Genomic DNA, 24,449 nt, shown 5'->3' with positions numbered 1-24,449 from the left:
GTCACATGTAGCCCAGGTCCTGAAGGTGTGACTCGATGTCCGTTTCGAGATCCTCATGAGCGGAGATCTCGGGCGTATACGAGCCGGTATCCGCCGCCGTCGTCTCGACCCACGGGACCCGTTTCACCACGGGATGGAGGAAGCCTTCGGGGTGTCCGTACGCGAACCCCTCGCCGAACGACTCCCCGTGGTCGGCGGTGATCGCGACCGTTTCGGCGTCGACGTTTTCCAAAAGGAGTTCGACGTCGTCCAATACGTACCGCAGGTTGTCCATATACATCGAATAGATCTCGTCTCGCGAGGCCTCGCCCCGTTCCAGAACCTCGTATCCCTCCCGTTCGACCTCGGTGGTACGTCGCCCGGCGGCCGCGGCGTCCGCGATGTACGGCCGGTGGGGCTGAAGATAGTGAACGACGAGCCGTTCCGGCTGCGTCTCCCGTGCGGCTTCGATCGCGTAATCCGTCACGACCCGTGGAGGGACAACGCCGAGATCCGGATCGTGATGGTCCTCCCAGACGAATTGTAGGTCCTCGAAGTCGGAACCGTAAACTGGAGTCCACTGGGCCGCTTGGACGGGCGGGTTATTGCTGAAGGGCGGAAATCGACGATCGGCCAGAATCCGCCTCGCGAAGCCGTTCGCCGTCACCATGACCGTATTTTCGACGTCATCGAGCCGGTCTTCTCGAAACGTGTTCGCGATCCACTCGCCCGACTGGCTCCCGACGGAACGAACGCTATCGATCTCGGCCAAAAAGTCGTACTCGTCCGAGAGTTGTCGGAGCGAATCGGTCCGACACGCGTCGAGAACGACCAGAACGTCCCAATCTTTATCGTATACGTTCGTCCCGACAGGGTAGCGAGAAGTAACGGAGTACCACATCCCGAGGTACGGGACGTAAAAGGCGTAGAGGGGAGCGCGACGCGGATTCTGGCCCCACTCAGTCCGGAGTTGCTTCAGCCACTCTCTGACGTTCAGTTCCACGCTGAGAAGATCCCCAACGAGATATTATAAGCGAACCGGTTTCCAGCATCTACGCGTTTCCGCCGTCCTGTTCGAACGAGCAGAAGATACTTGTCACCGGCATCAGATAGCGAGGCGTATGCAAGCAGTCGTTTTAGCGGCCGGCGAGGGCACCCGCCTCCGGCCGTTAACCGAGGACAAACCGAAAGTCCTCGTCGAAGTCGACGGGAAACCCCTCATTGAGGACGTCTTCGACAACCTGATCGAGGTCGGCGCGACCGAGTTCGTGGTCGTCGTCGGGTACATGAAAGAGAAAATCATCGAGCGCTACGGCGACGAGTACGAGGGCGTCCCGATCACGTACGCCCACCAGCGCGAGCAGTTGGGTCTCGCCCACGCCATCCTCCAGGCCGAACCCCACGTCGACGACGACTTCATGCTGATGCTCGGGGACAACGTCTTCCGGGCGAACCTCGGCGACGTGATCAACAGGCAACAGGAAGAACGCGCCGACGCCGCGTTCCTCGTCGAGGAAGTCCCCTACGAGGAAGCGAGTCGGTACGGGGTGCTGGATACGAACGAGTACGGCGAGATCGTCGAGGTGATGGAAAAGCCCGACGACCCGCCCTCCAATCTCGTGATGACCGGCTTCTACACGTTCACGCCCGCCATCTTCCACGCCTGTCACCTCGTCCAGCCCTCCGATCGGGGCGAGTACGAACTGCCGGACGCGATCGACCTCCTGATCCAGTCGGGCCGGACGATCGACGCCATCCGGATGGACGGCTGGCGCATCGACGTCGGCTACCCCGAGGACCGCGACCGCGCCGAGGAGCGGCTGGCCGAGGAAGGGAAAGAACTCGTCGAGGAAGCCTGACGCTCCGCGGAAACGCCGTCCGCCGGTCGGCGGCGAACCCAAAACGACTAATCCGCCCCCTCCATCCTCCAACGTATGAACGTCTCCATCGTCGGCAGCGGCTACGTCGGCACGACGATCGCCGCCTGCCTCGCGGACCTCGGTAACGAGGTCGTCAACGTCGAGGTCGACGAGGGAATCGTCGACGCGATCAACGCCGGCGAGGCGCCGATCCACGAACCGGGCCTCGACGAGCGCATCGCCGAGCACGCGGGCGGCCGCCTGCGGGCGACGACCGACTACGACGCGGTCCGGGAGACCGACGTCACCTTCCTCTGTCTGCCGACGCCCCAGGCCGACGACGGCAGCCTCGACCTCGCGGCGATGCGCGCCGGCGCGGAGTCGCTCGGGCGCGCGCTCGCGTCGACGGACGGCGATCACCTCGTCGTCGTCAAGAGCACCGTCCTCCCCGGCACCACCGAGGGGGTCGTCGGCCCCGTCGTCGAGGAGCACTCCGGGAAGCGGGTCGGCGAGGGGCTCGAACTCGCGATGAACCCCGAGTTCCTCCGGATGGGCAGCGCGGTCCGGGACTTTCTGGAACCCGACAAGGTGGTCGTCGGGGCGACGAGCGACGACGCGTACGCGACGCTCCGGGAACTGTACGCCCCGATCGTAGGACGGGACGAGACGCACCTCGTCGAGACCGGCCTCCGGGAGGCCGAACTCATCAAGTACGCGAACAACGCCTTCCTCGCGGCGAAGGTCTCGCTCGTGAACGAACTCGGGAACGTCGCGAAAGCCTACGGCGCCGACGCCTACGAGGTGTTCGACGCCGTCGGCCTCGACAGTCGCATCTCGGAGCGGTTCCTCCGCTCGGGGCTCGGCTGGGGTGGCTCCTGTTTCCCGAAGGACGTCAACGCGTTGCGCGCCGGCGCGCGCGAGCAGGGGTACGACCCCGAACTCCTCGACGCGGTCGTCGCGGTCAACGACGAACAGCCCCGCCGGCTGGTCGACCTGCTGGCCGACCACGTCGACCTCGCGGGCGCCCGGATCGCGGTCCTCGGGCTCTCGTTCAAGCCGAACACCGACGACACGCGGAAGTCGCGCGCGCTGGACGTGATCGACCACCTGCGCGAGCGCGGCGCGGACGTCGTCGCCTACGACCCGGTCGCGGTCGAGAACGTCCGAGAGGAGTACCCCGAAATCGAGTACGCCGACGCGGCCGAGGCGGCCCTCGACGGCGCGGAGGGGGCGGTCGTCGCCACCGGCTGGCCCGAGTTCGACGACCTCTCGTTCGAGGGGATGGCCCGGCGGGTGGTCGTCGACGGCCGCCGGATCGACGTCGACGGGGCCGCCCTCGACGCGTACGAGGGGCTGACCTGGTGACGCGGTCGGCCGGAAGCGTCGACGGTCGATCAGTAGCCTTTTCGGCCCGGAACGTAGAGTGAGTCCCGATGGACGACGCGGTTCACGCGGACTCGCCGGCCCGGGACGTCGCGGCCGCAGGCGACGAGTCACGCGGCGTCTCGCCGGACGACGTCTGCGTGCTGATCCCGACGCTCGACGAGGGGGCCACGATCGGCGAGGTGATCGACGGCTTCCGCGAGCGAGGGTTCACCAACGTGCTGGTGGCCGACGGCGGTTCGAGCGACGACACGCGCGAGATCGCCCGCGAGCGCGGCGCTCGCGTCTTCGTCCAGTCGGGCGAGGGGAAAGGTCAGGCGGTCCGCGAGGCGCTCGACTACGTCGACGTCCCGTACGTCCTCATGCTCGACGGCGACGGGACGTACGACCCGGCCGACGCCGATCGGATGCTCGAACCGCTGGCCCGCGGCTACGAGCACGTGATCGGCGACCGGTTCGCCGACATGGACGACGACGCGATGCGGAAGCTCAACGGGTTCGGGAACCGCCTCATCAACCGGGCGTTCCGGTTCATCCACGGCGCCGAGTACGACGACATCCTCTCGGGCTACCGGGCGTTTACGACCGAGTCGATCCGCCGGCTGCCGCTCGAATCCGACGGCTTCACGATCGAGACGGAACTGGCCGTCGAGTGTGTCAAACAGGGCGTCGACACGACGGTCGTCCCCGTCAGCTACAGCGCACGCCCGGAGGAGTCGGAGACGAACCTCCACCCGATCAGGGACGGCGGGACGATCATCCTCGCGCTGTACTCGCTGGCGAAGACGAACAACCCGCTGTTTTACTTCGGCAGTCTCGGGGCCGCGGCGGTGGTCTCCGGGGGCGCCATCGCGCTGTACGTCCTCTGGGAGTGGATCCAGTACCAGCAGGGCCACGAGATCATGGCGGTCGTCTCCGCGGCGGCGGTCCTGCTGGGCGTCCAGTTGCTGATGTTCGGGGTGCTCTCGGACATGATCGTCACGCTGCACCACGAGCAACGCCAGCGTCTCGAACGGATCAGCCGCGAGACGGACCGCCGGGACCGCGAGCGCTGATCAGAACGGCAACAGCGACCTGACCTGCTTGACGACGCCGCCGGAGCGGCGCTTGCGGTACTCCTCGAAGACCGGGTGGAGGTCGTTCAGCAGTTGCTGTCGCGAGTCGAACCGATCCCGGTCGACCTCGGCGAGGACCTCGCCGAGCGAGACGTCGTTCCCGTAGGCGTCACACGGGACGCGCTCGTGGCCGAGTTCGGCCGCGACGTCGTCGCTCGAAGCTGGAAACGAGAGCTCCGAGCGCTTGAGCAGCGCGTCGACGGCGGCGATCCCGAACTCGATCCCGCCGGTCGCGTCGTCGTCTCCGTTCGTTGGTGGCCGGACTCCCATGCGCGAGTGATACGGAGCCGATCACAAAAAACCGCCCCGAACGGTCCCGGCCGTCGACAATCCTTTTCACGCCCCCGCCGAACGTACCCGGTATGACCGAGTACACCACGGTCTCGATCCCGAAGGACCTCGCCGAGCGGGTCGAGGAGACCATCGAGGGGACGAGTTTTCAGAGCACGAGCGACCTCGTGCGCTTCCTGCTGCGCAGCATCGTCATCCAGCACCAGCGCTCCGGCGAACTCACCGAAGCCGAGTTCGAGGAGATCACGGAGCAGTTGAAAGGGCTCGGCTACCTCGACTAGCGTTCACGCGCCGCGAACGACTCGACGGGCGGTTCGGCGTCGACGACTTCCAGCGGGAGGCGCTCGCCGCCGCGACCGAACGCGGCGAACGAGGCCTCGCCGGCGCCCCACGGCGGGACGGCGACGAAGACCACCTGCGCGAGGTCGTCGGCTTTCGTCACCTCGAGTTCACCCACGGGGTGGGAGACGAACCGCGCCGGCGCGCCGGGGGCCGGCGTCGAGAGTTCGAGGCCGAAGACAGCGTTGACCGAGCGGCCGACGTCGGGGAGGACGAAGTCGGTGAACACGGGCGTCTCCGGCGGGAGCCCGTCGGCCCCGGCGAGGTCGCCGGCGGGCGTCGCCGAGACTCCGGTCGAGACGGGGTCGGGGTCGGCGTCGGCGGCGAGGTCGGTCAGGACGTCGACGAGACCGCGCGTTGCGTAGACCACGGTCGACGTACGGCGGTGGAGAAGTTATGTGTACGGCCCGACGCACGCCGGCCCCGGTCAGAACGGCAGCAGGTTCCGCGCGGTCGTCGCGTAGACAAGCGGCGCCCGCCGCCGCGCGCCGTCGAGGGCCGTCCGGAGCGCGTCCGCCGCGTCGGTCGTCACGCCCGCGCCGTGGCCCACGAGGACGCGCTCGGGGTGGAACTCGCCGAGGGCCTCCCGCGGCGGGACGGCCCGGAGCATCGGGTGGACGCCGAGGCGCTCGCTGCCGGCGAGGAAGTAGTCGGCCGTCCCGACGGACTCGGGGACGACCAGCGTCCCGCGCTCGGGGTCGTAGAGTGAGACTTCCTGCCAGAAGCGGCTCCGGTGGACCGGGCGGGCCTCGATTCCCGTCTCCGCCAGTTCGCTCCCGAAGCGGACGACCGGCGCGTCGACGTCCTCGGCGACGCCGGAGAACCAGTCGGGGAGGTAGACGGGGACGTCGTGGCGGTTCGCGACCGTCGCGGCGTCGCGGACGTGCCGGTCGAGGCAGACGACGACGCCGGCGACGGGGCCGAACTCGGCCAGCAGGTCGTCGAGTTCCGCGGCGTCGACGGGGTCGATCACCCACACCTCCCCCTCGATTTCGAGGGCGTGGCTCGCTCGCTGCATCGTCTCGTCGGGGTGGGCGATCCAGCCGACGCCGCCGTCGAAGCGGTCGATCTCGCGGAAGTCGGTCGCGCGCTCGTCGACGCGATGTGGCATGGACGGTCGTACGGACGCGGGCCGCATAAACGCGGGTCCTGCGGCAGGACGCGCCGACGGCTCTTTATCCCTCCTCCGAGTACCCCGAGCCATGCTGACGCGGCTCTCCCGACTCGGCCTCGAGGTGAAGTACCTCGGCCCCGCACGCGAGTTCTACGAGGGCGACCTCGACCTCCCCGTGCGGCGCGAGGGCGAGGAGGAAGTAGTCCTCGCCGCGGGCGACGTCGACCTGTGCCTGCGGCGGCCGCGGTCGGTCCCTCGCGGGGGAGTGCACACTCACTTCGCGTGTTCGATCCCGGCCGACGAGTACGACGAGTGGTGGGAACGGCTGGGCGACGACCACGAACTGGAGGAGTTTCGCTTCGGGAGCGCGCGCTCGCTGTACTGTTACGATCCGGACGGCAACTGCGTCGAACTCGGCCAGCGCGACGTCGCGGGCCCGGGGATCGACGGCGTCTTCGAGGTGGCCATCGAGGTCGAGTCGCTCGACCGGGCGGAGTCGTTCTACGCCGCGCTCGGCTTCGAGACGGTGGATCGCGGCGACGAGCGCCGCCGGGTCAGGATGGCCGGCCCCGTGGCGCTCGAACTGTGGGAACCCCAACTCGGGATCGCCGACGCCCGCGGCGGGGTCCACGTCGACCTCGGGTTCGAGGCCGACGACCCCGGGGCGGTCGCCGACGCGGTCCGCGACGCGGCCTGTGCGGTGGAGCGGACCGACGGCGGGGTCGTCGTGCGGGACCCGGACGGCCACCACCTGACGGTCGTCGGCGCCGAGTGACCGGTCTCAGAGGCGGCTGGTGTCGACGTCGACCCCCGGCGGGGTGACGACGAGAAAGCCCCGGAAGTGGACGAGGTTGCCGCCGGACTCCCTGACGTCGCGGGCGAACCCCGCGGCGAGTTCGTTGACGTCGCCCTCGACGCAGAGGACGAGGACGTTCCCCTCGTCGAGGGTTTCGAGGCGCTCGCGCGGCGGCGTCGTCCCGTCGAGGACGTCGAGGACGATTCCCCCCTCGAGGTCGAGTTCGTCGCCGATGTGTTCCTCGACCGTCCGGAGGTCGAGGTCGAAGTCGCTCATGTGCCGGGACTCGGAGTGCGGCGAGAAAAGCATTGCCCCACCGGAGCGGCCGCGCGCGGTCGTGGCGCCGGCGCCGCGGCGTCAGTCGGTCGGGAACTCCTTGCGGAAGCCGCGGAACTCGGTGCGGTGGGCCTCCTCGTCGGCGAGGATGGTGACCGCGACGTCCTCGGTGACGGGATCGTCGGCCTCGCCGGCGGCCTCGAACAGCGCCCGGTAGGTCTCGATGGCGTCCGCCTCGGCTTCGAGGACGCCGTCGATCACCGACCGGACGTCGGTCGTGTCCTCGGGGGGCTGGAGGCTCTGTTGGCGGGCCTCGAACTCCTCCGAGCCCGGCGGAGCCGCTTCGAGTTGTTTCAGCCGGTTCCCGAGTATCCGGGCGTGTTCGAGTTCCTCCTGGACGTCGGCCTCGAGGCTCTCTTTGACCTCCTCGGCGTGGACGCCGTCTAGGACGATCGCGTTCGTCAGGTAGTTCATCACGGTCTCGAGTTCGTCGACGTACGCCTTCCGTAGCAGGTCGGTGACCTCGTCGGACGTCATGGCAGGCTACCTACTACGACCGCCGGTATAAGGTTGACACGCCGGACCACGAGGCGGACGGCGACGCCACCGCGTCCGGATCGGGCCGGACCGGACGAACGTCCAGTCGCGACCGCGCGCCAGCCGCCGAGACGTTATATCCTCAATTCAGGGGGTGAAATATACAATGTCACGTTCTACCGTGAACCCGTTTCACACGTTATCATCCGGAAGAGTATTAGGGAATGGGGTTGCGTTATAGGCCGTTTACGTCCCGCGGTTTTCGCGGACCGGCCCTATCGCGGGACGTGTGCAAATACTGCCAGGAGCTGTCTCAGCGCCAGAGTTATATACCACTTCGGGCGTCGGATATCGATACAATGTCGACACCACACGACACCGGCTCTGAGACCCCTCAGGGCGGTCGAGTTCTTCCAGGGCACGTTAGATTCCACTGACGAAATCGAGACGGCACGCGTCTTCGATACGACCCTGCGGGACGGCGAGCAGTCCCCGGGAACCTCGTTCTCCTCCGACGACAAACGCGAGATCGCCGCGGCGCTGGACGAGATGGGGACCCACGTCGTCGAGGCCGGGTTCCCCGTCAACTCCGACGCGGAGTTCGAGGCGGTCCGCGACATCGCCGAATCGACGTCCACGACGGTCTGCGGGTTAGCCCGCGTCGTCGAGGCCGACGTCGAGGCGGCGCTGGACTCGGGCGTCGGGATGGTTCACGTCTTCGTGAGCACGAGCGACGTCCAGATCGAAGACTCGATGCACGCCACCCGGGAGGAGGTAGTACAGCGAGCGGTCGAGTCCGTCGAGCGCGTCCGCGAGGCGGGAGCGACCTGCATGTTCTCGCCGATGGACGCGACGCGCACCGACGAGCGCTTCCTGGTGGAAGTCGTCGAGGCCGTCACCGAGGCGGGCACCGACTGGATCAACGTTCCCGACACGTGCGGGGTCGCGACCCCGGGGCGGTTCGCCGACCTGATCGCGAAGGTCCGCGAGCACACCGACGCGCGGATCGACGTCCACACCCACGACGACTTCGGGCTGGCGACCGCGAACGCGCTGGCGGGCATCGAGGCCGGCGCCGATCAGGCGCAGGTCTCGGTCAACTCGATCGGCGAGCGCGCGGGCAACGCCGCCTACGAGGAGTTCGTGATGGCCGTCGAGTCGGTCTATCAGGCCGACACCGGGATCGACACGACCCGGATCGCCGACCTGTCCCGACTGGTCGAGCAGCGAAGCGACATCACGGTGCCGGGCAACAAGCCGGTCGTCGGCGGCAACGCCTTCTCCCACGAGAGCGGCATCCACGCCGCGGGCGTCATCGAGAACGCCGACACGTTCGAACCGGGCGTGATGACGCCGGAGATGGTCGGCGCCACCCGGAAACTGGTCTTGGGCAAGCACACGGGCACCAACTCCGTCCGCGAGCGACTGGTCGAGATCGGCTACGACCCCACCGAGACGGAGGTCCGCGCGGTCACCCGCCGCGTCAAGGACTACGGCGCCGAGAAGCGCCGGGTCACGGTCGCCGACCTCGAACGGTTCGCCGAGGCCGAGGGCGTCGTACGAACGGCCGAGCGAGAGGAGGTGCGGGCCTGACCATGGCCGACCCGTTCGTTCGCACCCGTCGCCGACCGACGGGTACGCCGGCCGCGGCCCGGACGCGAGGCGCCGATCCGGTTCGCAACCATTGCCAGACGCACAAGGATTATATTCGGGGGGCTCGCTACGACACGAGTAATGACGCGACGCGCACCCGCCTCGGCTCGCACGGCCGACAGCGGCGCGTTCGCTCCGCTCATTATCGTAGGGGCAGCCTAGCCCCGACACCCCATCCCCTCCGACCCGACGTCGTACCGTTTTCCCAGCGACCAGCAAGCCAACAGATGACAGGATCACACACGGGCCGCCGACCGGCGGCCGGAGGATATCGATGAGCGAACGCGCGACATCGGTCAGCCCACGAGCGGAACAGGATCGCGAACCGACGGACGACGCCGACGCGACGTCGAGCGCCGAGACGACTCCCGGAGCGACGCCCGTAACGACGGGCGCCGAGGCGGTCGTCCGCGCGCTCGAGACCGCGGGCGTCGAGTACGCCTTCGGCGTGCAGGGCGGGGCGATCATGCCCGTCTACGACGCGCTGTACGACTCCGAGGTTCGCCACGTGACGATGGCCCACGAGCAGGGCGCGGCCCACGCCGCGGACGCGTACGGGATCGTCGCGGGCGAACCGGGCGTCTGCCTCGCCACGTCGGGGCCGGGCGCGACCAACCTCGTCACGGGCATCGCGGACGCCGACATGGACTCGGACCCGATGATCGCCCTGACGGGGCAGGTGCCGACCGACATGGTCGGCAACGACGCCTTCCAGGAGACCGACACGACGGGCGTGACGGCGCCGATCACGAAGGCGAACACGTTCTCGATGGACGCCGACCGCGTCGGCGACGACGTCGGCGAGGCGTTCGCGCTCGCCGGCGAGGGCCGGCCGGGGCCGACCGTCGTCGACCTGCCGAAAGACGTCACCACGGGCGAGACAGACCGCGAGCCACGGGAGCCACACACCCCGGACAGCTACGAGGTTCAGGAGCGGGCCGACCCCGAGGTGGTCCGCGGGGCCGCCCGGCGGATCGAGGCGTCCGAACGACCCGTCATGCTGCTCGGCGGCGGCGTGATCAAGGGCGACGCGACCGAGGCGTGTCGCGAGTTCGCGGCCGAACACGAGATCCCGGTCGTGACGACGATGCCCGGCATCGGCGCGTTCCCCGAGGACCACGAACTCTCGCTGGAGATGGCCGGGATGCACGGCACCGGCTACGCCAACATGGCGATCACCCACTGCGACACGCTGATCGGGATCGGGACGCGCTTCGACGACCGCCTCACCGGCGGCATCGAGACGTTCGCGCCCGACGCGGAGGTCATCCACGTCGACATCGACCCCGCCGAGATCAGCAAGAACATCCACGCGGAGTACCCGCTGGTCGGCGACGCCGAGACCGTCGTGACCCAGCTGGCCGAGGAGGTCGAGGAGTCGCCGCGGGCGACCAAGTGGCGCGCGCAGTGCCAGCAGTGGAAGTCCGACTACTCGATGGCCTACGAGACGCCCGACGACCGGCCGCTGCAGCCGCAGTTCGTCGTCGAGGCGCTCGACGAGGCCACGAGCGACCGCGCGATCGTCACCACGGGCGTCGGCCAACACCAGATGTGGGCCTGCCAGTACTGGACGTTCACCGAGCCACGGACGTGGGTTTCGAGCCACGGCCTGGGCGCGATGGGCTACGGGCTGCCGGCCGCGATCGGCGCGCGCCTCGCGGCCGACGACGACCAGGAGGTCGTCTGCGTCGACGGCGACGGCTCGTTCCTGATGACGATCCAGGAACTGTCCGTCGCGGTCCGCGAAAATCTGGACGTCACCGTCGCGGTGCTCAACAACGAGTACATCGGGATGGTCCGCCAGTGGCAGGACGCCTTCTACGAGAGCCGCCACGCGGCCTCGGAGTACGACTGGTGTCCGTCGTTCGACAAACTGGCGGAGGCGTTCGGCGCACGCGGGTTCCGGATCGACGGCTACGACGAGGTCGCCGACACCGTCGAGGCCGCCCTCGACTACGACGGACCCTCCGTGATCGACGTGCACATAGACCCCGGAGCGAACGTCTACCCGATGGTCCCGAGCGGCGGCGACAACGGCCGGTTCGCGCTGACGGAGGGGCAGCTATGACCGGACTCGACGGCCCCGTCCCGGAGGAGCGGCCGAGCCCCGAGGGCAAGCGCAACGAGATGGGCATCCGGGTCGACCCCGAGGTCGAGGCCGAGCGGCCGCCGCGCCGGACGGTCATCTCGACGCTCGTGAAACACGAACCCGGCGTCCTCTCGGACGTCTCGGGGCTGTTCTCGCGCCGGCAGTTCAACATCGAGAGCCTCACCGTCGGGCCGACCGAGGACGAGGAACACGCCCGGATCACGCTCGTCGTCGAGGAACCGGACCCGGGCATCGAGCAGGTCGAGAAGCAGCTACGAAAGCTCGTGCCGGTCGTCGCGGTGCGCGAACTCGACCCGGACGCGATGCGCCGGGAACTCGCGTTGATCAAGGTCAACGCCACCCGGCCGGATCAGGTCGCCGCCGTCGCGGACATGTACGGCGGCAAGACCGTCGACGCGAGCCCCGAGACGGCGACCGTCGAGGTCACCGGCGCCCGCCAGAAGGTCGACGCGGCGATCGAGGCGTTCGGCCAGTTCGGCATCCGCGAGATCGCTCGCACCGGCACGACGGCGCTCGCGCGCGGCACGGACGACACGGCGACGGAATCGGCACCCGAACAACGGACGACGAAATCACCGCAACCAGCCCACGCAGACGATGACTGACGAGTTCACTACCGACATCTACTACGACGACGACGCCGACGAATCGCACCTCGAGGACGTAACCGTGGCCGTCCTCGGCTACGGCAGCCAGGGCCACGCACACGCACAGAACCTCGCCGACAGCGGGGTCGACGTCGTGGTCGGCCTGCGCGAGGACTCGGCCTCGCGGGCGGCCGCGGAGGCGGACGGCCTGGAGGTCGCCACGGCGGCCGAGGCCGCGGCGCGGGCCGAGATCGTCTCCGTGCTGGTTCCCGACACCGTCCAGCCGGCGGTCTACGAGGAGATCGAACCCCACCTCGAAGCGGGCGACACGCTGCAGTTCGCCCACGGCTTCAACATCCACTACAACCAGATCCAGCCCCCCGAGGACGTGGACGTGACGATGATCGCGCCCAAGAGTCCGGGGCACCTCGTCCGGCGCAACTACGAGAACGAGGAGGGGACGCCGGGGCTGCTCGCGGTCTACCAGGACACGACGGGCGCGGCCCGCGACCGGGCGCTCGCGTACGCGAAGGGGATCGGCTGTACCCGCGCGGGCGTCATCGAGACGACGTTCCGGGAGGAGGTCGAGTCCGACCTCTTCGGCGAGCAGGCGGTGCTCTGTGGCGGCGTCACCTCGCTGGTCAAGCACGGCTACGAGACGCTCGTCGACGCGGGCTACTCCCCCGAAATCGCCTACTTCGAGTGTCTGAACGAGCTCAAACTCATCGTCGACCTGATGTACGAGGGCGGGCTCGGCGAGATGTGGGACTCGGTCTCCGACACCGCCGAGTACGGCGGGCTCACCCGCGGCGACGAGATCGTCGACGAACACGCCCGCGAGAAGATGGAGGAGGCCCTCGAGGAGGTCCAGAACGGCGCGTTCGCCCGCGAGTGGATCCTCGAGAATCAGGCGGGCCGGCCGGGCTACGCACAGCTCCGGGCGGCCGAGAAGGACCACGAGATCGAGGACGTCGGCGAGCGACTGCGCGCGCTGTTCGCGTGGGCCGAGGAATCGGGCGAGAACGAACCGGCGGAAGTTCCGGCGGACGACTAACACCGATGACGACACCGAACACCGACGACGGACGACCGCGACGCACGATGAAAGAGATCAGCCACGCGAACCCCTACACCGGCGAGACGGCGGGCCAGCTGTTCCGCCGCGGCCCGGTCGTGGCCGCCGACGGCGGCCGACGCGGGGCCGTCGCGCCCGAGGAGGGCGACGACGAGGAAGCGGCGAAGCCGAAGGCGAAGACGATGAAGGACGTGAGCCACACGCCGCCGAACGCGTCCGAGGACGCCAACCGCGTCTTCGAGCGCGGGAGCGAGGCGCGACGCGCCCCGGAACGGCCGAGCGGGCAACGCCCGCGAGGCGGCCGCGAGCAGGTAGCCCACGAGGAATGAGCGAGGGAACGCTGTACGACGAGGTCTGGGAGCGCCACAGGGTCACGACGCTGCCGACGGGGCAGGATCAGCTGTTCGTCGGCCTCCACCTCGTCCACGAGGTGACGAGCCCGCAGGCGTTCGGGATGCTCCGCGAGCGCGACCTGGAGGTCGCCTACCCGGATCTGACGCACGCGACGGTCGACCACATCGTCCCGACGGCCGACCAGTCCCGCCCCTACGGCGACGACGCCGCCGAGGAGATGATGAGCGAACTCGAACGGAACGTCCACGAGGCGGGCATCGAGTTCTCCCACCCCGGCACGGGCGATCAGGGCATCGTCCACGTCGTCGGCCCCGAGCAGGGCCTGACACAGCCCGGCAAGACGATCGTCTGTGGCGACAGCCACACCTCGACCCACGGCGCCTTCGGCGCGCTCGCGTTCGGGATCGGCACCAGCCAGATCCGGGACGTGCTCGCGACCGGCACCGTCGCGATGGAGAAACAGAAGGTCCGAAAGATCCAGGTCGACGGCGAACTCGGCGAGGGCGTCGAAGCGAAGGACGTCGTCCTCGAGATCATCCGCCGGCTGGGCACCGAGGGCGGCGTCGGCTACGTCTACGAGTACGCCGGCGAGGCCGTCGAGTCGCTGGGGATGGCGGGCCGGATGTCGATCTGTAACATGTCGATCGAGGGCGGCGCCCGCGCGGGCTACGTCAACCCCGACGAGACCACCTACGAGTGGCTGAAAGGGACCGACTACTTCCGGGAGAACCCCGAGCAGTTCGACGAGTTGAAGCCCTACTGGGAGTCCATCAAATCGGACGCGGACGCCGAGTACGACGACGTCGTCCGGATCGACGCCGACGAACTCGAACCCGTGGTCACGTGGGGCACCACGCCCGGTCAGGGCGTCGGCGTCACCGAGCCGATTCCGGCGCCCGCGGACCTCCCCGAGGACAAGCGGGAGACGGCCAGACGGGCCCAAGAGCACATGCGCGTCGAACCGGGCGAGACGATGGAAGGGTACGACATCGACGTCGCCTTCCTCGGCTCCTGTACGAACGCCCGCCTGCCGGACCTCCGGCGGGCGGCGCGGCTCGTCGCGGGCCGCGAGGTCCACGACGACGTCCGCGCGATGGTCGTCCCCGGCAGCCAGCGCGTCCAGCGGGCCGCCGAGGCGGAGGGTCTGCGCGAGGTCTTCGAGGAGGCCGGCTTCGAGTGGCGCAACGCCGGCTGTTCGATGTGTCTCGGCATGAACGAGGACCAACTCGAAGGTGACGAGGCCTGTGCCTCCTCGTCGAACCGGAACTTCGTCGGCCGGCAGGGCTCGAAGGACGGCCGCACCGTCCTGATGAACCCGCGGATGGTCGCGGCGGCGGCGATCGAAGGGGAGGTAACTGACGTGCGCGAGATCAAGGAGGTGAGCCCGCAATGAGCGACGAGGGCGAGATTCCGAGCGTCGAGGACGTATCGGGGACCGGCGTCGCGATCCGCGGCAACGATATCGACACCGACCAGATCATCCCGGCCCGGTTCATGAAGGTCGTCACCTTCGACGGCCTCGGACAGTTCGCGTTCTTCGACCAGCGGTTCGAGAGCGCGACTCCGGAGGAGTCGCGGGACGGAGACGACGAAGCCGTCGTCGCCGACGAACCCAAAGAGCACCCGATGAACGAGCCCGCACACAAGGACGCCTCGATCATGGTGGTCAACGCCAACTTCGGCTGCGGCTCCTCGCGCGAGCACGCCCCGCAGGCGCTCATGCGCTGGGGGATCGACGCGCTGATCGGCGAGAGTTTCGCCGAAATCTTCGCGGGCAACTGCCTCGCGCTCGGCGTCCCGACCGTCGAGGCCGACGCCGAGACGGTCGAGGCCCTGCAGGAGTGGGTCGAAGCGAACCCCGACGGCGAGATCGAGGTCGACGTCGAGGCCGAGACCGTCAGCTACGGCGAGGAGACGGTCGACGTCGCCGTCGACGACGCCCAGCGGAAGGCGCTCGTCGACGGCGTCTGGGACACCACGGCGCTGATGAAGGCCAACGCGGGCGAGGTCCGGAAGACGGCCGCGGCGTTGCCGTACGTCGAGGAGTCGTCGATCCCCGAGACCGAGTGAGGCCGTCCGCTCGATCGGACCGTTTTGGCGGGTACCGCGTCCCGGCGAGCGACGCGACGGGCCGACGACCGTGCGGGATCACCCGTGGGCGTACACGCGCCCGCCGGGTCCCGTCGTGAAGAGCGCGTTCGGCGTCGCGAGGACCTCCCCGCAGCCGTCCGCTCCGGTCGTCCACCGTCGGGTCCCGTCCGTTCGCGAGAGCGCGACGAGTTCGCCGTCGCCGCACACGATCACGGCGTCGCCGGCGACCGTCGGCGTCCCGACCCGCCCGCCGGACAGGTCGTACGTCCAGACCCCGTCCCCGTCCCGGTCGATCGCGTGGAGGGTCCCGTCGGCGGGGACGTAGACGTGCCGGTCGCCCAGCGCGAACGGTCGTCCGTCGTCCCCCGGAACGCCGGCCGTCCAGCGTCGCGTCCCGTCGTCGGGGTCGAACGCGGCGACGAGCCCGTGCGTCCGGACGACGACCAGATCGTCGTCGACGACCGGCCCCGCCGTGACCACGTCCGTCGACCGGGACCAGCGCTCGTCGCCGGTCGCGGCGTCCACGGCGAGTACGCCGGTCGCCCCCGAGCGCGACCCGAGGTAGAGGGTGCCGTCGCGGACGGCGACCGGGTCCGCGAACGCCCGGTCGTCCCCGTCCGCGCCGACCCGCCGGGCCCAGCGGACGGTGCCGTCGTGAGCCGAGAGCGCGTGCACGCGCCCCTGCCAGTCCGGGACGTAGACGGCGAGTCCGTCGGCGGTCGGCGGCGCGGTCAGCCGGGCGTCGACGTCGTAGAGCCACTCCTCGTCGCCGTACCGCTTTGCGAAGGCGACGACGCGGCCGCGTTCGGTCGCCCGGCGCGCGCTGACGACGATCCGACCCGCGGTCACGGCCGGGGACGGGTTCGGGTCCGAGCGGAGGGGCACCCGCCAGCGCTCGTCGCCGGTCGCGGCGTCGAGCGCGTGGAGCCGGTACCGGTGACGCGCCCGCTCGGAGACCGCGTCGACCGGGACGTACAGGCGTCCGTCGGCCAGCGAGGGCGCGCCGGTCGCACGGACGTCGGGGAGACGCGTCGTCCAGACCGGCTCCGGGTCGGCGGGGCCCGCGTCGACGGCGCGAGCGCCCCCGGGGCCGCCGCCGTTCGTCGGCCACTCCCCGTCGACGCCGTCGAGGTCGCCCGCGGGCGGGGCTCCGGAGAGACAGCCCGCGAGACAGCCCGTGGCGGAACCGACGAGCGCGAGTAGCCGACGGCGCGTGCGGGAGGGCATCGACCGGAACGTGTGAGAGAGAATACGTGAGCGTTACGCTTTCCGGAACGTACCGGGACCTCACGACAGTTGCGCCGTCACGTCCGTCGAGGAGACCATGCCGACGTACTCGTCGTCGGTGTTCACGACCGGCAGGTGTTTGATGCCGAAGTTGGTCAGCATCGCGGCGACCTCCTCTAGGTAGATGTCCGGCGGGACGGTCTCGACCGACTCGGTCATCACGTCGGCGACCGCGACGTCGCCGGGGGCGCGGCCCGCGGCGGCGACGTCGCGCACGTCGGTGCTGGTGACGATCGACGGCGGGTCGGTCGTCACGACCAGCGCGCTGATCTCCGCCTCGCGCATCTTCCGGGCGGCCTCCCGGACGGTCGCTCGCTTCGAGACCGTCTCCAGCGGGGTCGACATCACCTCGTCGACGCGGACTCTGGCGTTCGGGTCCATGGCGAAGCGTACGCGGGCCCGCCGTATTGAGGTACGGACCGTCCGCGCGACTGACGGTCGTACTGAGGTGAACGCCCTCCGATCCCGCCCGCGTCCTCGCGCCGCCGGCCGGTTGTCGACACCGACACGCTCTTTTCGGGTCCGCGTCGAGATAGCGTATGACTCACGAGATCGCCGTCGTCCCCGGCGACGGCATCGGACAGGAAGTCATTCCGGCGGCGATCGAGGTCCTCGAAACGCTCGACGTCGACTTCGAGTTCATCGAGGCCGAGGCCGGCGACCGCGTGAAAGCGGAGACCGGCGAGGCCCTGCCCCAGGAGACCTACGACCTCGCCGCCTCGACCGACGCGACGCTGTTCGGCGCGGCCGGCGAGACGGCGGCGGACGTCATCCTCCCGCTGCGGGAGGCCGTCGACTCGTTCGTCAACGTCCGGCCCGCCACGGCCTTCCCCGGCGTCGAGGCGGTCCGTCCGGAGACGGATCTGGTCTTCCTCCGGGAGAACACCGAGGGCGTCTACTCGGGTCGCGAGGACCGTCTCACGGAAGACGTCTCGACGCTCACCCGCGTCGTCACGGAGTCCGCCTCGCGGCGCCTCGCCGAGTACGCCTGCGAGTTCGTCACGGAGCACGGCCACGACGGCTTCACGGTCGTCCACAAGGCGAACGTGATGCGCGAGACCGACGGCCTGTTCCGCGACACCGTCACGGAGGTCGCAGACGAACGCGGCGTCGAGACCGACGAGGTGCTCATGGACGCCTTCGCGACGCAGGTCTGTCTCGACCCCGGGCAGTTCGACGTCGTCGTCTGTCCGAACCTCGCGGGCGACGTCCTCTCGGACCTCGCGGCGGGGCTGGTCGGCGGCCTCGGCCTCCTGCCGAGCGCGAACGTCGGCCCCGACCGCGCGCTGTTCGAACCCGTCCACGGCACCGCACCCGACATCGCCGGCGAGGGCGTCGCCAACCCCGCGGCGAAGATCATCTCCGCCGCGATGATGCTCGAGTACTTCGGCTACGACGAGGAGGGCACGGCAGTCCGCGAGGCCGTCGAGGCCGTCCTCGCGGAGGGCCCGCGGACGCCCGACCTCGGCGGCGACGCCTCGACCGCGGACGTGACGAGTGCGGTCGTCGAGCGGCTGTAACCCGACGCTGCCCTCCCCCGTGACCACCTCCACTATATATTCATCAGATTCGATCAGAAACGATACCGCGATCCGGTACGAACAAATAAAAGCCTGCACACACCACACAGTAACGAAGAGAACCGAGGACCATGTTACCCGAACAGCGGAAACGGAAGATCGTCGAGCTCGTCTCCGAGCGGGACGGCTGTTCGGTCGAGGAGCTGGCGGAGCGCCTCGACGTCTCGAAGGCGACCATCCGGCGCGACCTCGACGACCTGGAAGAGCAGCGGCTGATCGAGCGCTCCCACGGCGGCGCCGTCCCCGCGACCGCCGTCGGCCGCGAGCAGACGTACGTCCAGCGCGAGGTCCAGAACCTCGAAGTGAAGGCCGCGATCGGCCGCGAGGCGGCGACGGAGATCCACGACGGGCAGGTCGTCTTCTTCGACTCCGGGACGACGACGATGCAGGTCGTCCAGCACCTCCCGACCGACAAGTCGTTTCTCCCGGTGACGAACTCGCCGGTGATCGCGCTCGAACTCGGCGAACGCGACCTCGAGATGAAGGTGACCGGCGGGTCGCTCAGACACCGGACGCGCGCGCTCGTCGGCCCGAGCGCCGAGGCGTTCATCGAACGGACCAACTTCGACCTGCTGTTTCTCGGGACGAACGCCATCGGCGACGACGGCGCGCTGTCCACGCCCAACGAGGCCGAGGCGCGGACGAAACAGCTCATGGTCGAGAACGCCCGCCGAGTCGTCCTCGTCGCCGACGCGACCAAGTACGGCGAGCGCAGTTTCGTCCAGTTCGCGAGCCTCGAGGACGTCGACCTGCTGGTGACCGACGAGGCGCCCGACGGCCCCATCGCGTCGGCGGTCGAGGACGCGGACGTGCCGCTCTCGGTGGTGAGCGTCGATGATCGCTAGCGTGACGCTCAACCCGGCGGTCGACTACACCGTCGAACTGAGCGAGTCGCTCGTCGACGAGGACATCGTCCGGACGGGCGAGTTCCGCTACGACGCCGGCGGGAAGGGCATCAACGTCTCGAAGTACCTCCTCGAACTGGACGTCGAGACGGTCGCCACCGGGGTCGCCGGCGGCTTCCTCGGCGAGTACCTGCTCGACCAGTTGGCCGCGACGGGGCTGGCCGCGGACTTCGCCGACGCCGACGGCGACACGCGGCTCAACACGACGATCCTCGACCCGGACGCCGAGTACAAGATCAATCAGGACGGACCGACCGTCTCGGCGACCGCGATCGACGAGATCACGGACCTCCTCGCGGCGTACGCCCCGGAGACGGTGGTCGTCGCCGGGAGCCTCCCCGACGGCGTCGGGCCGGAGGCGATCGACCTGATCGCCGGCGCCGGCCCGTGGGAGACCGTCGTCGACGTCCACGGCGGCGCGCTCGCGGCGCTGGAGGGGAGCTACGCGCTGTGCAAGCCCAACGACGAGGAACTCGCGGCGGCGACCGGCGAGGCCGTCGAGGGCGTCGACGACGCCGTCGAGGCCGCGCGGACGCTGCGCGAGCGCGGGTTCGACCGCGTGCTGGCCTCGCTGGGCGGCGACGGCGCCGTGCTGGTGACCGACGACCGGGCGCTGTACGCCCCGCCGCTGGACGTCGAGGTCGTCGACACGGTGGGCGCGGGCGACGCGCTGCTCGCCGGCGCGCTGGCCGCCCGCGCGCGCGGCGACGACGACGACGAGGCCGCCTTGCGGTTCGGGGTCGCCGTCGCCTCGCGGGTCGTCTCGATCTCCGGGACGCGGACGCCGTCGTTCGCCGGCGTCGCCGCGGACGCCGAGTCGGTCGACGTCGCCTCGCGCTGATTCTCGTACCGCGATCGAACGCGTCCGAAAGCGGTTCGATTCGGCGACGAACATAATAACGGACTTATCGATCAGAAACGATCATATTCGAAAACGCTTTTGAACACCAGCAAAAACTAGTGAGATAGAGTCACAATGGCAACGAAAGACGGTGCGGAAAGTCGGCTCCGGTCACACGTCACCAGCGTGAAGGAGGACCTGATGACCGGCGTCTCGTTCATGATCCCGTTCGTCACGATCGGCGGGATCTTCCTCGCTCTCGCGTTCATGGTGGCGGAACTGCCGTTCACCGCCGGGAGCACGGAGACCGTGTTCGACGCGACGGGATCGTTCGGCTGGTACATGGCCGAGATCGGCGTCCTCGGGCTGACGATCATGATCCCCATCCTGGGGGCGTACATCGCGTACGCGATCGCCGACCGCCCCGGGCTCGCGCCGGGGTTCATCCTCGCGTACACGATCCAGCAAGAGCAGATCATCGTCGAGGCGGGCAAAGTGGTCGGAATCAGCTCCGAGGGCGCGAGCGCGGGCTTCCTCGGCGCCATCGTCGCCGGCCTGCTCGCCGGCTACGTCGCCCGCTGGATGAAAAACTGGTCGGTCCCGTCGGTCGTCAGGCCGATGATGCCCATCCTCGTGATCCCGGTGTTCACGACGGCGCTGCTCGCGCCGATCATGATCTTCGTGCTGGGCGTCCCGATCGCGATGGCCGACGCCGCGCTGACCAGCACCCTCGAAGGAATGCAGGGGACGAACGCGGTCTTCCTCGGGCTGGTCCTCGGCGCGATGATGGCGTTCGACATGGGCGGTCCCGTCAACAAGGTCGCCTACGTCTTCGGCGTCGCGCTCGTCGGCGAGCAGATCTTCGGACCGATGGCCGCCGTGATGATCGCGGGCATGACCCCGCCGCTCGGGCTGGCGCTGGCGAACTTCGTCGCGCCGGAGAAGTTCGCACCCGAGATGAAAGAGAACGCAATCGCCGCGATCCCGATGGGCCTGTCGTTCATCACCGAGGGCGCGATCCCCTACGCCGCGGCCGACCCGCTGCGGGTCATCCCGAGCATCATGGCCGGGAGCGCCGTCGCGGCCGCCGCCGCGATGGGCCTCGGCGTCACCATGCCCGCCCCGCACGGCGGCATCTTCGTCGTGATCCTCTCGAACACCATCCTCGGGTTCCTCGCGTGTATCGCGCTGGGGATGGTCGTGACCGCCGGCGCGGTCTTGCTGCTGAAACCCGACTACGAGGAGGAGGCCGCGACCGCCGAGCCCGAGGCCGGCGCCGCCGCCTGACCGACCCGGCACCGAACGCAATCTAGTTCCCCTTTCCCACGATACTACTACTATGAACACGGACGGTGGCTACAGTCCACTCACCACGGAGTTGATCGATCTCGACGGTTCTCCGCGAACCAAGCGAGAGTGCATCGAATTTCTGCTCGACCTCGCGGTCGACGCCGGCCGCGTCACCGACCGCGAACGGGCGCTCGAAGACCTGCTGGCCCGCGAGGAGGAGGCGACCACCGGCGTCGGGATGGGGATCGGCATCCCCCACGCGAAGAGTCCGGCGGTCGTCGCGCCGACGATCGCGTTCACGCGCGTCGAGGACGGCCTCGACTTCGAGGCGATGGACGGCGAGCCGGCGACGCTGATCTTCATGCTGCTTGTGCCCGAGGAGGGCGGCGAGGAGCACCTCTCGATGCTGAGTTCGCTCTCGCGCGCGCTGGTCCACGAGGAGACCCGCGACACGCTCCACGAGGCCGACTCGCCCGCACGCGTCGAGGAGATCGTGACGGAGGCGGTCGACCTATGATCGAGCGAACGATCACCGTGGTCCCGGAGGCCGGCCTGCACGCCCGCCCCGCCTCGAAGTTCGTCGAGACGGCGAACGAGCACGACAGCGAGATCACCATCGCGCCGGAGAACGGCGACTCGGTCAACGCGGCGAGCATGCTGGCCGTGACGGGGCTGGGCGTCAAGTCCGGCGAGCGCGTGGTCGTGGCCGCCGACGGCCCCGACGAGGAAGCGGCAGTCGACGCGCTCGAAGCGGTACTCTCGACGCCCGAAGGCGACGAGAGCGAGGAGTGATAGATGACGAACGAATCGAACGCCGACCCGCGAACGCTCGCCGGGACGGGCGCGACGCCGCTGGCCGGCGTCGGCCCCGCCCTCTGGTACGACGCCGACGGCGAGATCGAACTGGACGACCCGCCGGCGCCCGAGTCCGTCGACGCCGACCGCGAGCGCGAGCGCTTCGCGGAGGCCCGCGAGACCGCTCGCGAGGAGATCGAACGCGAACGCGAGCGGGCGGCCGAACGCGTCGGCGAGGAGGAGGCCGCCGTCTTCGACGCCCACCGCCAGTTCCTCGACGACCCGCAGATCCAAGACGGCGTCGCCGACGCCCTCGACGAGGGACTGCCGGCGGCCCACGCCGTCCAGCGTGCGTTCGCCGAACCGATCGAGACCTTCGAGGGGATGGAGGGCCGGATGGCCGAGCGGGCCGACGACCTCCGGGACGTCCGCGACCGGCTGTTGCGCCTGCTTGCGGGCGGCGACCGCGTCGACCTCGCGTCGCTGCCGGAGGGGACGGTCCTGCTGGCCGAGCGGCTGACGCCGAGTGACACCGCGCAACTCGACCCCGAGCGCGTCGCCGGCTTCGCGACCGCGCTCGGCGGGCGGACCTCCCACGCCGCCATCTTCGCCCGGTCGCTGGGCATCCCCGCCGTCGTCGGCGTCGGCGACGACCTGTTCGGGATCGACGAGGGCGACGACGTGCTCGTCGACGGCGACGCGGGCGAGGTAATCGTCGACCCCGACGAGGAACTGCGCGAGCGCGCGAGCGCGGGCCGCGACGTCGAGGTGCGCGAGGAGCGCGTCGCGACGCGCGACGGCCGCGAGATCGAGGTCGCCGCGAACGTCGGCACGCTCGCGGAACTGGAGGGCGCCGTCGAGGGCGGCGCCGACGGCATCGGCCTGTTCCGCACGGAGTTTCTCTTCCTCGACCGCGAGTCGCCGCCGGACGAGGACGAACAGTACGAGACGTACGTCGAGGCCCTCGAGGCGTTCCCGGACGGCCGGGTCGTCGTCCGGACGCTCGACGTCGGCGGCGACAAGCCGATCCCGTACCTCGACCTGCCCGAGGAGGAGAACCCGTTCCTCGGCGAGCGGGGCATCCGGCGGTCGCTCGGCGACGACGCCGACCTCTTCGAGACCCAACTGCGCGCGCTGTTGCGGGCGGCCGCGACGGCCGAGGGGACCCTCTCGGTGATGTTCCCGCTCGTCGCGACCGTCGAGGAACTCGAAGGAGCGCTCGACCGGGTCGAGGCGGTCGCGGCCGCCCTCGACGCGGCGGGCGTCGACCACGAGGTGCCGGAACTGGGCGTGATGATCGAGACGCCGAGCGCGGCGTTCGTCGCGCCGGAACTGGCCGAGCGGGTCGACTTCCTCAGCATCGGGACGAACGACCTCGCGCAGTACGTGATGGCCGCGGCCCGCGAGAACGACCGCGTGGCCCACCTCCACGACCCCCTCTACCCGAGCGTCCTGCGGGCGATCCGGCGGACGGTCGAGGCCGGTCGCGCCGGGGACGCCTGGGTCGGGATGTGCGGGGAGATGGCCGGCGACCCCGAATTGACGGAACTGCTCGTCGGCGTCGGCCTCGACGAACTGAGCATGAGCGCCGTCACCGTCCCGAACGTGAAAGCGAACGTGACGGCGATCGACGCGGACGACGCGTCGGCGCTCGCCGAGCGAGCCGTCGACGCACACACGAAAGCCAAGGTACTGGAGATCATAGGTAACGAACAATGAGATTCGTCGCAGTCACTTCGTGTCCGACCGGAATCGCACACAGCCAGATGGCCGCCGAGAACCTCGAACAGACCGCCGAGCGTCTCGGCCACGACATCAAAGTCGAGGTACAGGGGGCCATGGGCCAGGAGAACGAACTCTCGGCCGACGACATCGCCGCCGCCGACGCGGCCATCATCGCCGCCGACACCTCGGTCAGTCAGGACCGCTTCGAGGGGATGGCCCTCGTCAAGGGGACGGTCAAAGACGCCGTCAACGACGCCGAGGGGCTGATCGAGCAGGCGATCGACGAAGCCGGCGGCGACGACGGCGGTGCGGCCGACGCCGACGCCGCGGCGACGCCGGACGAGACCGTCGAGACCGCCGAACCCGACGAGACGGCCGCCGCGGAGGCGACCGCGGGCCGGGACGGGGACCAGTCGGAGGGACTGTTCGCCCGCCTGAAACAGCTGTTCTCCTGAGACGTCGGCCCG

28 protein-coding genes are annotated in these 24,449 nt (G+C 69.5%); 20 read left to right on the top strand and 8 right to left on the bottom strand.

The window, feature by feature from the left end:
- Position 1 precedes the first annotated feature (1 nt).
- Positions 2-982, bottom strand: a complete 981-nt coding sequence (locus NKG98_RS07605) for a sulfatase-like hydrolase/transferase (protein WP_254769054.1) — start codon at positions 980-982, stop codon at positions 2-4.
- A 118-nt stretch (positions 983-1,100) separates the two neighbouring features.
- Here NKG98_RS07605 and aglF point away from each other — a divergent pair, with 118 nt between their 5' ends.
- The 3 genes from aglF to aglJ all read left to right on the top strand — a co-directional run bounded on the left by aglF (position 1,101) and on the right by aglJ (position 4,276).
- Entirely contained in the window at positions 1,101-1,838 is a 738-nt protein-coding gene (aglF, locus tag NKG98_RS07600; RefSeq protein ID WP_254769053.1) for a UTP--glucose-1-phosphate uridylyltransferase AglF, read from the top strand.
- 75 nt (positions 1,839-1,913) lie between these two features.
- Positions 1,914-3,203 carry a UDP-glucose 6-dehydrogenase AglM gene (gene aglM, locus NKG98_RS07595; RefSeq protein WP_254769052.1) on the top strand — a complete coding sequence of 430 codons (1,290 nt, stop codon included), beginning with the start codon at positions 1,914-1,916 and terminating at the stop codon, positions 3,201-3,203.
- Positions 3,204-3,271: 68 nt separating this feature from the next.
- Positions 3,272-4,276: an S-layer glycoprotein N-glycosyltransferase AglJ gene (aglJ, locus tag NKG98_RS07590; protein ID WP_254769051.1), complete on the top strand. Its 1,005-nt coding sequence runs from the start codon at positions 3,272-3,274 to the stop codon at positions 4,274-4,276.
- Here aglJ and NKG98_RS07585 read toward each other — a convergent pair whose 3' ends face one another.
- The gene (locus NKG98_RS07585) at positions 4,277-4,606 is read right to left on the bottom strand and encodes a DUF5789 family protein (protein WP_254769050.1); all 330 of its coding nucleotides are present in this window, start codon (positions 4,604-4,606) and stop codon (positions 4,277-4,279) included.
- Positions 4,607-4,698: 92 nt separating this feature from the next.
- On the opposite strand from NKG98_RS07585, the gene NKG98_RS07580 reads away from it, so the two are divergent.
- On the top strand, positions 4,699-4,908 hold the full coding sequence (locus NKG98_RS07580; RefSeq protein WP_254769049.1) for a ribbon-helix-helix domain-containing protein: 210 nt from the start codon (positions 4,699-4,701) through the stop codon (positions 4,906-4,908).
- Here the strand turns inward: NKG98_RS07580 and NKG98_RS07575 are convergent.
- Positions 4,905-5,336: a JAB/MPN domain protein-containing protein gene (locus tag NKG98_RS07575; protein ID WP_254769047.1), complete on the bottom strand. Its 432-nt coding sequence runs from the start codon at positions 5,334-5,336 to the stop codon at positions 4,905-4,907. The two genes, NKG98_RS07580 and NKG98_RS07575, sit on opposite strands and share 4 nt — an antisense overlap.
- A 57-nt stretch (positions 5,337-5,393) precedes the next feature.
- Positions 5,394-6,077 carry a hypothetical protein gene (locus NKG98_RS07570; protein WP_254769046.1) on the bottom strand — a complete coding sequence of 228 codons (684 nt, stop codon included), beginning with the start codon at positions 6,075-6,077 and terminating at the stop codon, positions 5,394-5,396.
- Between the two features lie 91 nt (positions 6,078-6,168).
- Here NKG98_RS07570 and NKG98_RS07565 point away from each other — a divergent pair, with 91 nt between their 5' ends.
- Entirely contained in the window at positions 6,169-6,855 is a 687-nt protein-coding gene (locus NKG98_RS07565; protein ID WP_254769045.1) for a VOC family protein, read from the top strand.
- A 6-nt stretch (positions 6,856-6,861) separates the two neighbouring features.
- On the opposite strand, the gene NKG98_RS07560 is transcribed toward NKG98_RS07565, so the two are convergent.
- Positions 6,862-7,152: a DUF5779 family protein gene (locus tag NKG98_RS07560; protein WP_254769044.1), complete on the bottom strand. Its 291-nt coding sequence runs from the start codon at positions 7,150-7,152 to the stop codon at positions 6,862-6,864.
- 81 nt (positions 7,153-7,233) lie between these two features.
- A complete protein-coding gene (locus NKG98_RS07555) occupies positions 7,234-7,689 on the bottom strand; it encodes a ferritin-like domain-containing protein (RefSeq protein WP_254769043.1) in 456 nt (151 codons plus the stop codon).
- Positions 7,690-8,037: 348 nt separating this feature from the next.
- Here NKG98_RS07555 and NKG98_RS07550 point away from each other — a divergent pair, with 348 nt between their 5' ends.
- From NKG98_RS07550 to leuD, 7 genes are all read left to right on the top strand, one after another.
- Positions 8,038-9,282, top strand: a complete 1,245-nt coding sequence (locus NKG98_RS07550) for a LeuA family protein (RefSeq protein ID WP_425504408.1) — start codon at positions 8,038-8,040, stop codon at positions 9,280-9,282.
- Positions 9,283-9,616: 334 nt separating this feature from the next.
- Positions 9,617-11,410, top strand: a complete 1,794-nt coding sequence (gene ilvB / locus NKG98_RS07545; RefSeq protein WP_254769042.1) for a biosynthetic-type acetolactate synthase large subunit — start codon at positions 9,617-9,619, stop codon at positions 11,408-11,410.
- On the top strand, positions 11,407-12,057 hold the full coding sequence (gene ilvN, locus NKG98_RS07540; RefSeq protein WP_254769041.1) for an acetolactate synthase small subunit: 651 nt from the start codon (positions 11,407-11,409) through the stop codon (positions 12,055-12,057). Before ilvB ends, ilvN begins: the two co-directional genes overlap by 4 nt.
- Entirely contained in the window at positions 12,050-13,093 is a 1,044-nt protein-coding gene (gene ilvC / locus NKG98_RS07535; RefSeq protein ID WP_254769040.1) for a ketol-acid reductoisomerase, read from the top strand. Before ilvN ends, ilvC begins: the two co-directional genes overlap by 8 nt.
- 5 nt (positions 13,094-13,098) lie before the next feature.
- Positions 13,099-13,443, top strand: coding sequence for a DUF7989 family protein (locus NKG98_RS07530; protein ID WP_254769039.1), 345 nt, complete (start codon positions 13,099-13,101; stop codon positions 13,441-13,443).
- Positions 13,440-14,861 (top strand): 3-isopropylmalate dehydratase large subunit, encoded by a 1,422-nt coding sequence (gene leuC, locus NKG98_RS07525; protein ID WP_254769038.1) that lies wholly within the window; start codon positions 13,440-13,442, stop codon positions 14,859-14,861. Before NKG98_RS07530 ends, leuC begins: the two co-directional genes overlap by 4 nt.
- Complete coding sequence (gene leuD / locus NKG98_RS07520) at positions 14,858-15,538, top strand: 3-isopropylmalate dehydratase small subunit (protein ID WP_254769037.1); 681 nt, start codon at positions 14,858-14,860, stop codon at positions 15,536-15,538. The genes leuC and leuD overlap by 4 nt, the downstream gene beginning before the upstream one ends.
- A 78-nt stretch (positions 15,539-15,616) precedes the next feature.
- Here leuD and NKG98_RS07515 read toward each other — a convergent pair whose 3' ends face one another.
- Both NKG98_RS07515 and NKG98_RS07510 read right to left on the bottom strand, forming a co-directional pair.
- Positions 15,617-16,786 carry an outer membrane protein assembly factor BamB family protein gene (locus NKG98_RS07515; RefSeq protein ID WP_254769036.1) on the bottom strand — a complete coding sequence of 390 codons (1,170 nt, stop codon included), beginning with the start codon at positions 16,784-16,786 and terminating at the stop codon, positions 15,617-15,619.
- Positions 16,787-16,846: 60 nt separating this feature from the next.
- Positions 16,847-17,191, bottom strand: coding sequence for a CBS domain-containing protein (locus NKG98_RS07510; protein ID WP_254769440.1), 345 nt, complete (start codon positions 17,189-17,191; stop codon positions 16,847-16,849).
- Between the two features lie 194 nt (positions 17,192-17,385).
- On the opposite strand from NKG98_RS07510, the gene NKG98_RS07505 reads away from it, so the two are divergent.
- From NKG98_RS07505 to NKG98_RS07470, 8 genes are all read left to right on the top strand, one after another.
- Complete coding sequence (locus tag NKG98_RS07505; RefSeq protein ID WP_254769035.1) at positions 17,386-18,366, top strand: isocitrate/isopropylmalate dehydrogenase family protein; 981 nt, start codon at positions 17,386-17,388, stop codon at positions 18,364-18,366.
- 131 nt (positions 18,367-18,497) lie between these two features.
- Positions 18,498-19,271 carry an HTH-type transcriptional regulator GlpR gene (gene glpR / locus NKG98_RS07500; RefSeq protein ID WP_254769034.1) on the top strand — a complete coding sequence of 258 codons (774 nt, stop codon included), beginning with the start codon at positions 18,498-18,500 and terminating at the stop codon, positions 19,269-19,271.
- Entirely contained in the window at positions 19,261-20,172 is a 912-nt protein-coding gene (pfkB, locus tag NKG98_RS07495) for a 1-phosphofructokinase (protein ID WP_254769033.1), read from the top strand. Before glpR ends, pfkB begins: the two co-directional genes overlap by 11 nt.
- 135 nt (positions 20,173-20,307) lie before the next feature.
- Complete coding sequence (locus NKG98_RS07490; protein WP_254769032.1) at positions 20,308-21,459, top strand: PTS fructose transporter subunit IIC; 1,152 nt, start codon at positions 20,308-20,310, stop codon at positions 21,457-21,459.
- Between the two features lie 52 nt (positions 21,460-21,511).
- A complete protein-coding gene (locus tag NKG98_RS07485; RefSeq protein WP_254769031.1) occupies positions 21,512-21,979 on the top strand; it encodes a PTS sugar transporter subunit IIA in 468 nt (155 codons plus the stop codon).
- Positions 21,976-22,254 carry an HPr family phosphocarrier protein gene (locus NKG98_RS07480; RefSeq protein WP_304612850.1) on the top strand — a complete coding sequence of 93 codons (279 nt, stop codon included), beginning with the start codon at positions 21,976-21,978 and terminating at the stop codon, positions 22,252-22,254. The genes NKG98_RS07485 and NKG98_RS07480 overlap by 4 nt, the downstream gene beginning before the upstream one ends.
- A gap of 3 nt (positions 22,255-22,257) precedes the next feature.
- Positions 22,258-23,976 carry a phosphoenolpyruvate--protein phosphotransferase gene (gene ptsP, locus NKG98_RS07475; protein WP_254769030.1) on the top strand — a complete coding sequence of 573 codons (1,719 nt, stop codon included), beginning with the start codon at positions 22,258-22,260 and terminating at the stop codon, positions 23,974-23,976.
- Positions 23,973-24,437 carry a PTS fructose transporter subunit IIB gene (locus tag NKG98_RS07470; protein WP_254769029.1) on the top strand — a complete coding sequence of 155 codons (465 nt, stop codon included), beginning with the start codon at positions 23,973-23,975 and terminating at the stop codon, positions 24,435-24,437. Before ptsP ends, NKG98_RS07470 begins: the two co-directional genes overlap by 4 nt.
- The last annotated feature ends 12 nt before the right edge of the window (positions 24,438-24,449 follow it).

The sequence above is a fragment of the Salinilacihabitans rarus genome, assembly GCF_024296665.1.
Taxonomy (GTDB): Archaea; Halobacteriota; Halobacteria; order Halobacteriales; family Natrialbaceae; genus Salinilacihabitans; species Salinilacihabitans rarus.
The sequence above is the reverse complement of the archived record's forward strand: the minus strand, read 5'-3'. Positions and strand labels throughout refer to the sequence as shown.

What these genes read in the sequence shown, in the direction of transcription:
- NKG98_RS07490 (WP_254769032.1), top strand. Translation starts at nt 20,308, where the DNA reads ATGGCAACGAAAGACGGTGCGGAAAGTCGGCTCCGGTCACACGTCACC.
- NKG98_RS07555 (WP_254769043.1), bottom strand. Translation starts at nt 7,689, where the DNA reads ATGACGTCCGACGAGGTCACCGACCTGCTACGGAAGGCGTACGTCGAC.
- NKG98_RS07505 (WP_254769035.1), top strand. Translation starts at nt 17,386, where the DNA reads ATGACTCACGAGATCGCCGTCGTCCCCGGCGACGGCATCGGACAGGAA.
- pfkB (WP_254769033.1), top strand. Translation starts at nt 19,261, where the DNA reads ATGATCGCTAGCGTGACGCTCAACCCGGCGGTCGACTACACCGTCGAA.
- NKG98_RS07485 (WP_254769031.1), top strand. Translation starts at nt 21,512, where the DNA reads ATGAACACGGACGGTGGCTACAGTCCACTCACCACGGAGTTGATCGAT.
- NKG98_RS07565 (WP_254769045.1), top strand. Translation starts at nt 6,169, where the DNA reads ATGCTGACGCGGCTCTCCCGACTCGGCCTCGAGGTGAAGTACCTCGGC.
- ilvB (WP_254769042.1), top strand. Translation starts at nt 9,617, where the DNA reads ATGAGCGAACGCGCGACATCGGTCAGCCCACGAGCGGAACAGGATCGC.
- aglJ (WP_254769051.1), top strand. Translation starts at nt 3,272, where the DNA reads ATGGACGACGCGGTTCACGCGGACTCGCCGGCCCGGGACGTCGCGGCC.
- NKG98_RS07470 (WP_254769029.1), top strand. Translation starts at nt 23,973, where the DNA reads ATGAGATTCGTCGCAGTCACTTCGTGTCCGACCGGAATCGCACACAGC.
- NKG98_RS07515 (WP_254769036.1), bottom strand. Translation starts at nt 16,786, where the DNA reads ATGCCCTCCCGCACGCGCCGTCGGCTACTCGCGCTCGTCGGTTCCGCC.
- aglF (WP_254769053.1), top strand. Translation starts at nt 1,101, where the DNA reads ATGCAAGCAGTCGTTTTAGCGGCCGGCGAGGGCACCCGCCTCCGGCCG.
- NKG98_RS07580 (WP_254769049.1), top strand. Translation starts at nt 4,699, where the DNA reads ATGACCGAGTACACCACGGTCTCGATCCCGAAGGACCTCGCCGAGCGG.
- leuD (WP_254769037.1), top strand. Translation starts at nt 14,858, where the DNA reads ATGAGCGACGAGGGCGAGATTCCGAGCGTCGAGGACGTATCGGGGACC.
- aglM (WP_254769052.1), top strand. Translation starts at nt 1,914, where the DNA reads ATGAACGTCTCCATCGTCGGCAGCGGCTACGTCGGCACGACGATCGCC.
- NKG98_RS07510 (WP_254769440.1), bottom strand. Translation starts at nt 17,191, where the DNA reads ATGTCGACCCCGCTGGAGACGGTCTCGAAGCGAGCGACCGTCCGGGAG.
- ptsP (WP_254769030.1), top strand. Translation starts at nt 22,258, where the DNA reads ATGACGAACGAATCGAACGCCGACCCGCGAACGCTCGCCGGGACGGGC.
- ilvC (WP_254769040.1), top strand. Translation starts at nt 12,050, where the DNA reads ATGACTGACGAGTTCACTACCGACATCTACTACGACGACGACGCCGAC.
- NKG98_RS07570 (WP_254769046.1), bottom strand. Translation starts at nt 6,077, where the DNA reads ATGCCACATCGCGTCGACGAGCGCGCGACCGACTTCCGCGAGATCGAC.
- NKG98_RS07530 (WP_254769039.1), top strand. Translation starts at nt 13,099, where the DNA reads ATGACGACACCGAACACCGACGACGGACGACCGCGACGCACGATGAAA.
- ilvN (WP_254769041.1), top strand. Translation starts at nt 11,407, where the DNA reads ATGACCGGACTCGACGGCCCCGTCCCGGAGGAGCGGCCGAGCCCCGAG.
- leuC (WP_254769038.1), top strand. Translation starts at nt 13,440, where the DNA reads ATGAGCGAGGGAACGCTGTACGACGAGGTCTGGGAGCGCCACAGGGTC.
- NKG98_RS07585 (WP_254769050.1), bottom strand. Translation starts at nt 4,606, where the DNA reads ATGGGAGTCCGGCCACCAACGAACGGAGACGACGACGCGACCGGCGGG.
- glpR (WP_254769034.1), top strand. Translation starts at nt 18,498, where the DNA reads ATGTTACCCGAACAGCGGAAACGGAAGATCGTCGAGCTCGTCTCCGAG.
- NKG98_RS07480 (WP_304612850.1), top strand. Translation starts at nt 21,976, where the DNA reads ATGATCGAGCGAACGATCACCGTGGTCCCGGAGGCCGGCCTGCACGCC.
- NKG98_RS07560 (WP_254769044.1), bottom strand. Translation starts at nt 7,152, where the DNA reads ATGAGCGACTTCGACCTCGACCTCCGGACGGTCGAGGAACACATCGGC.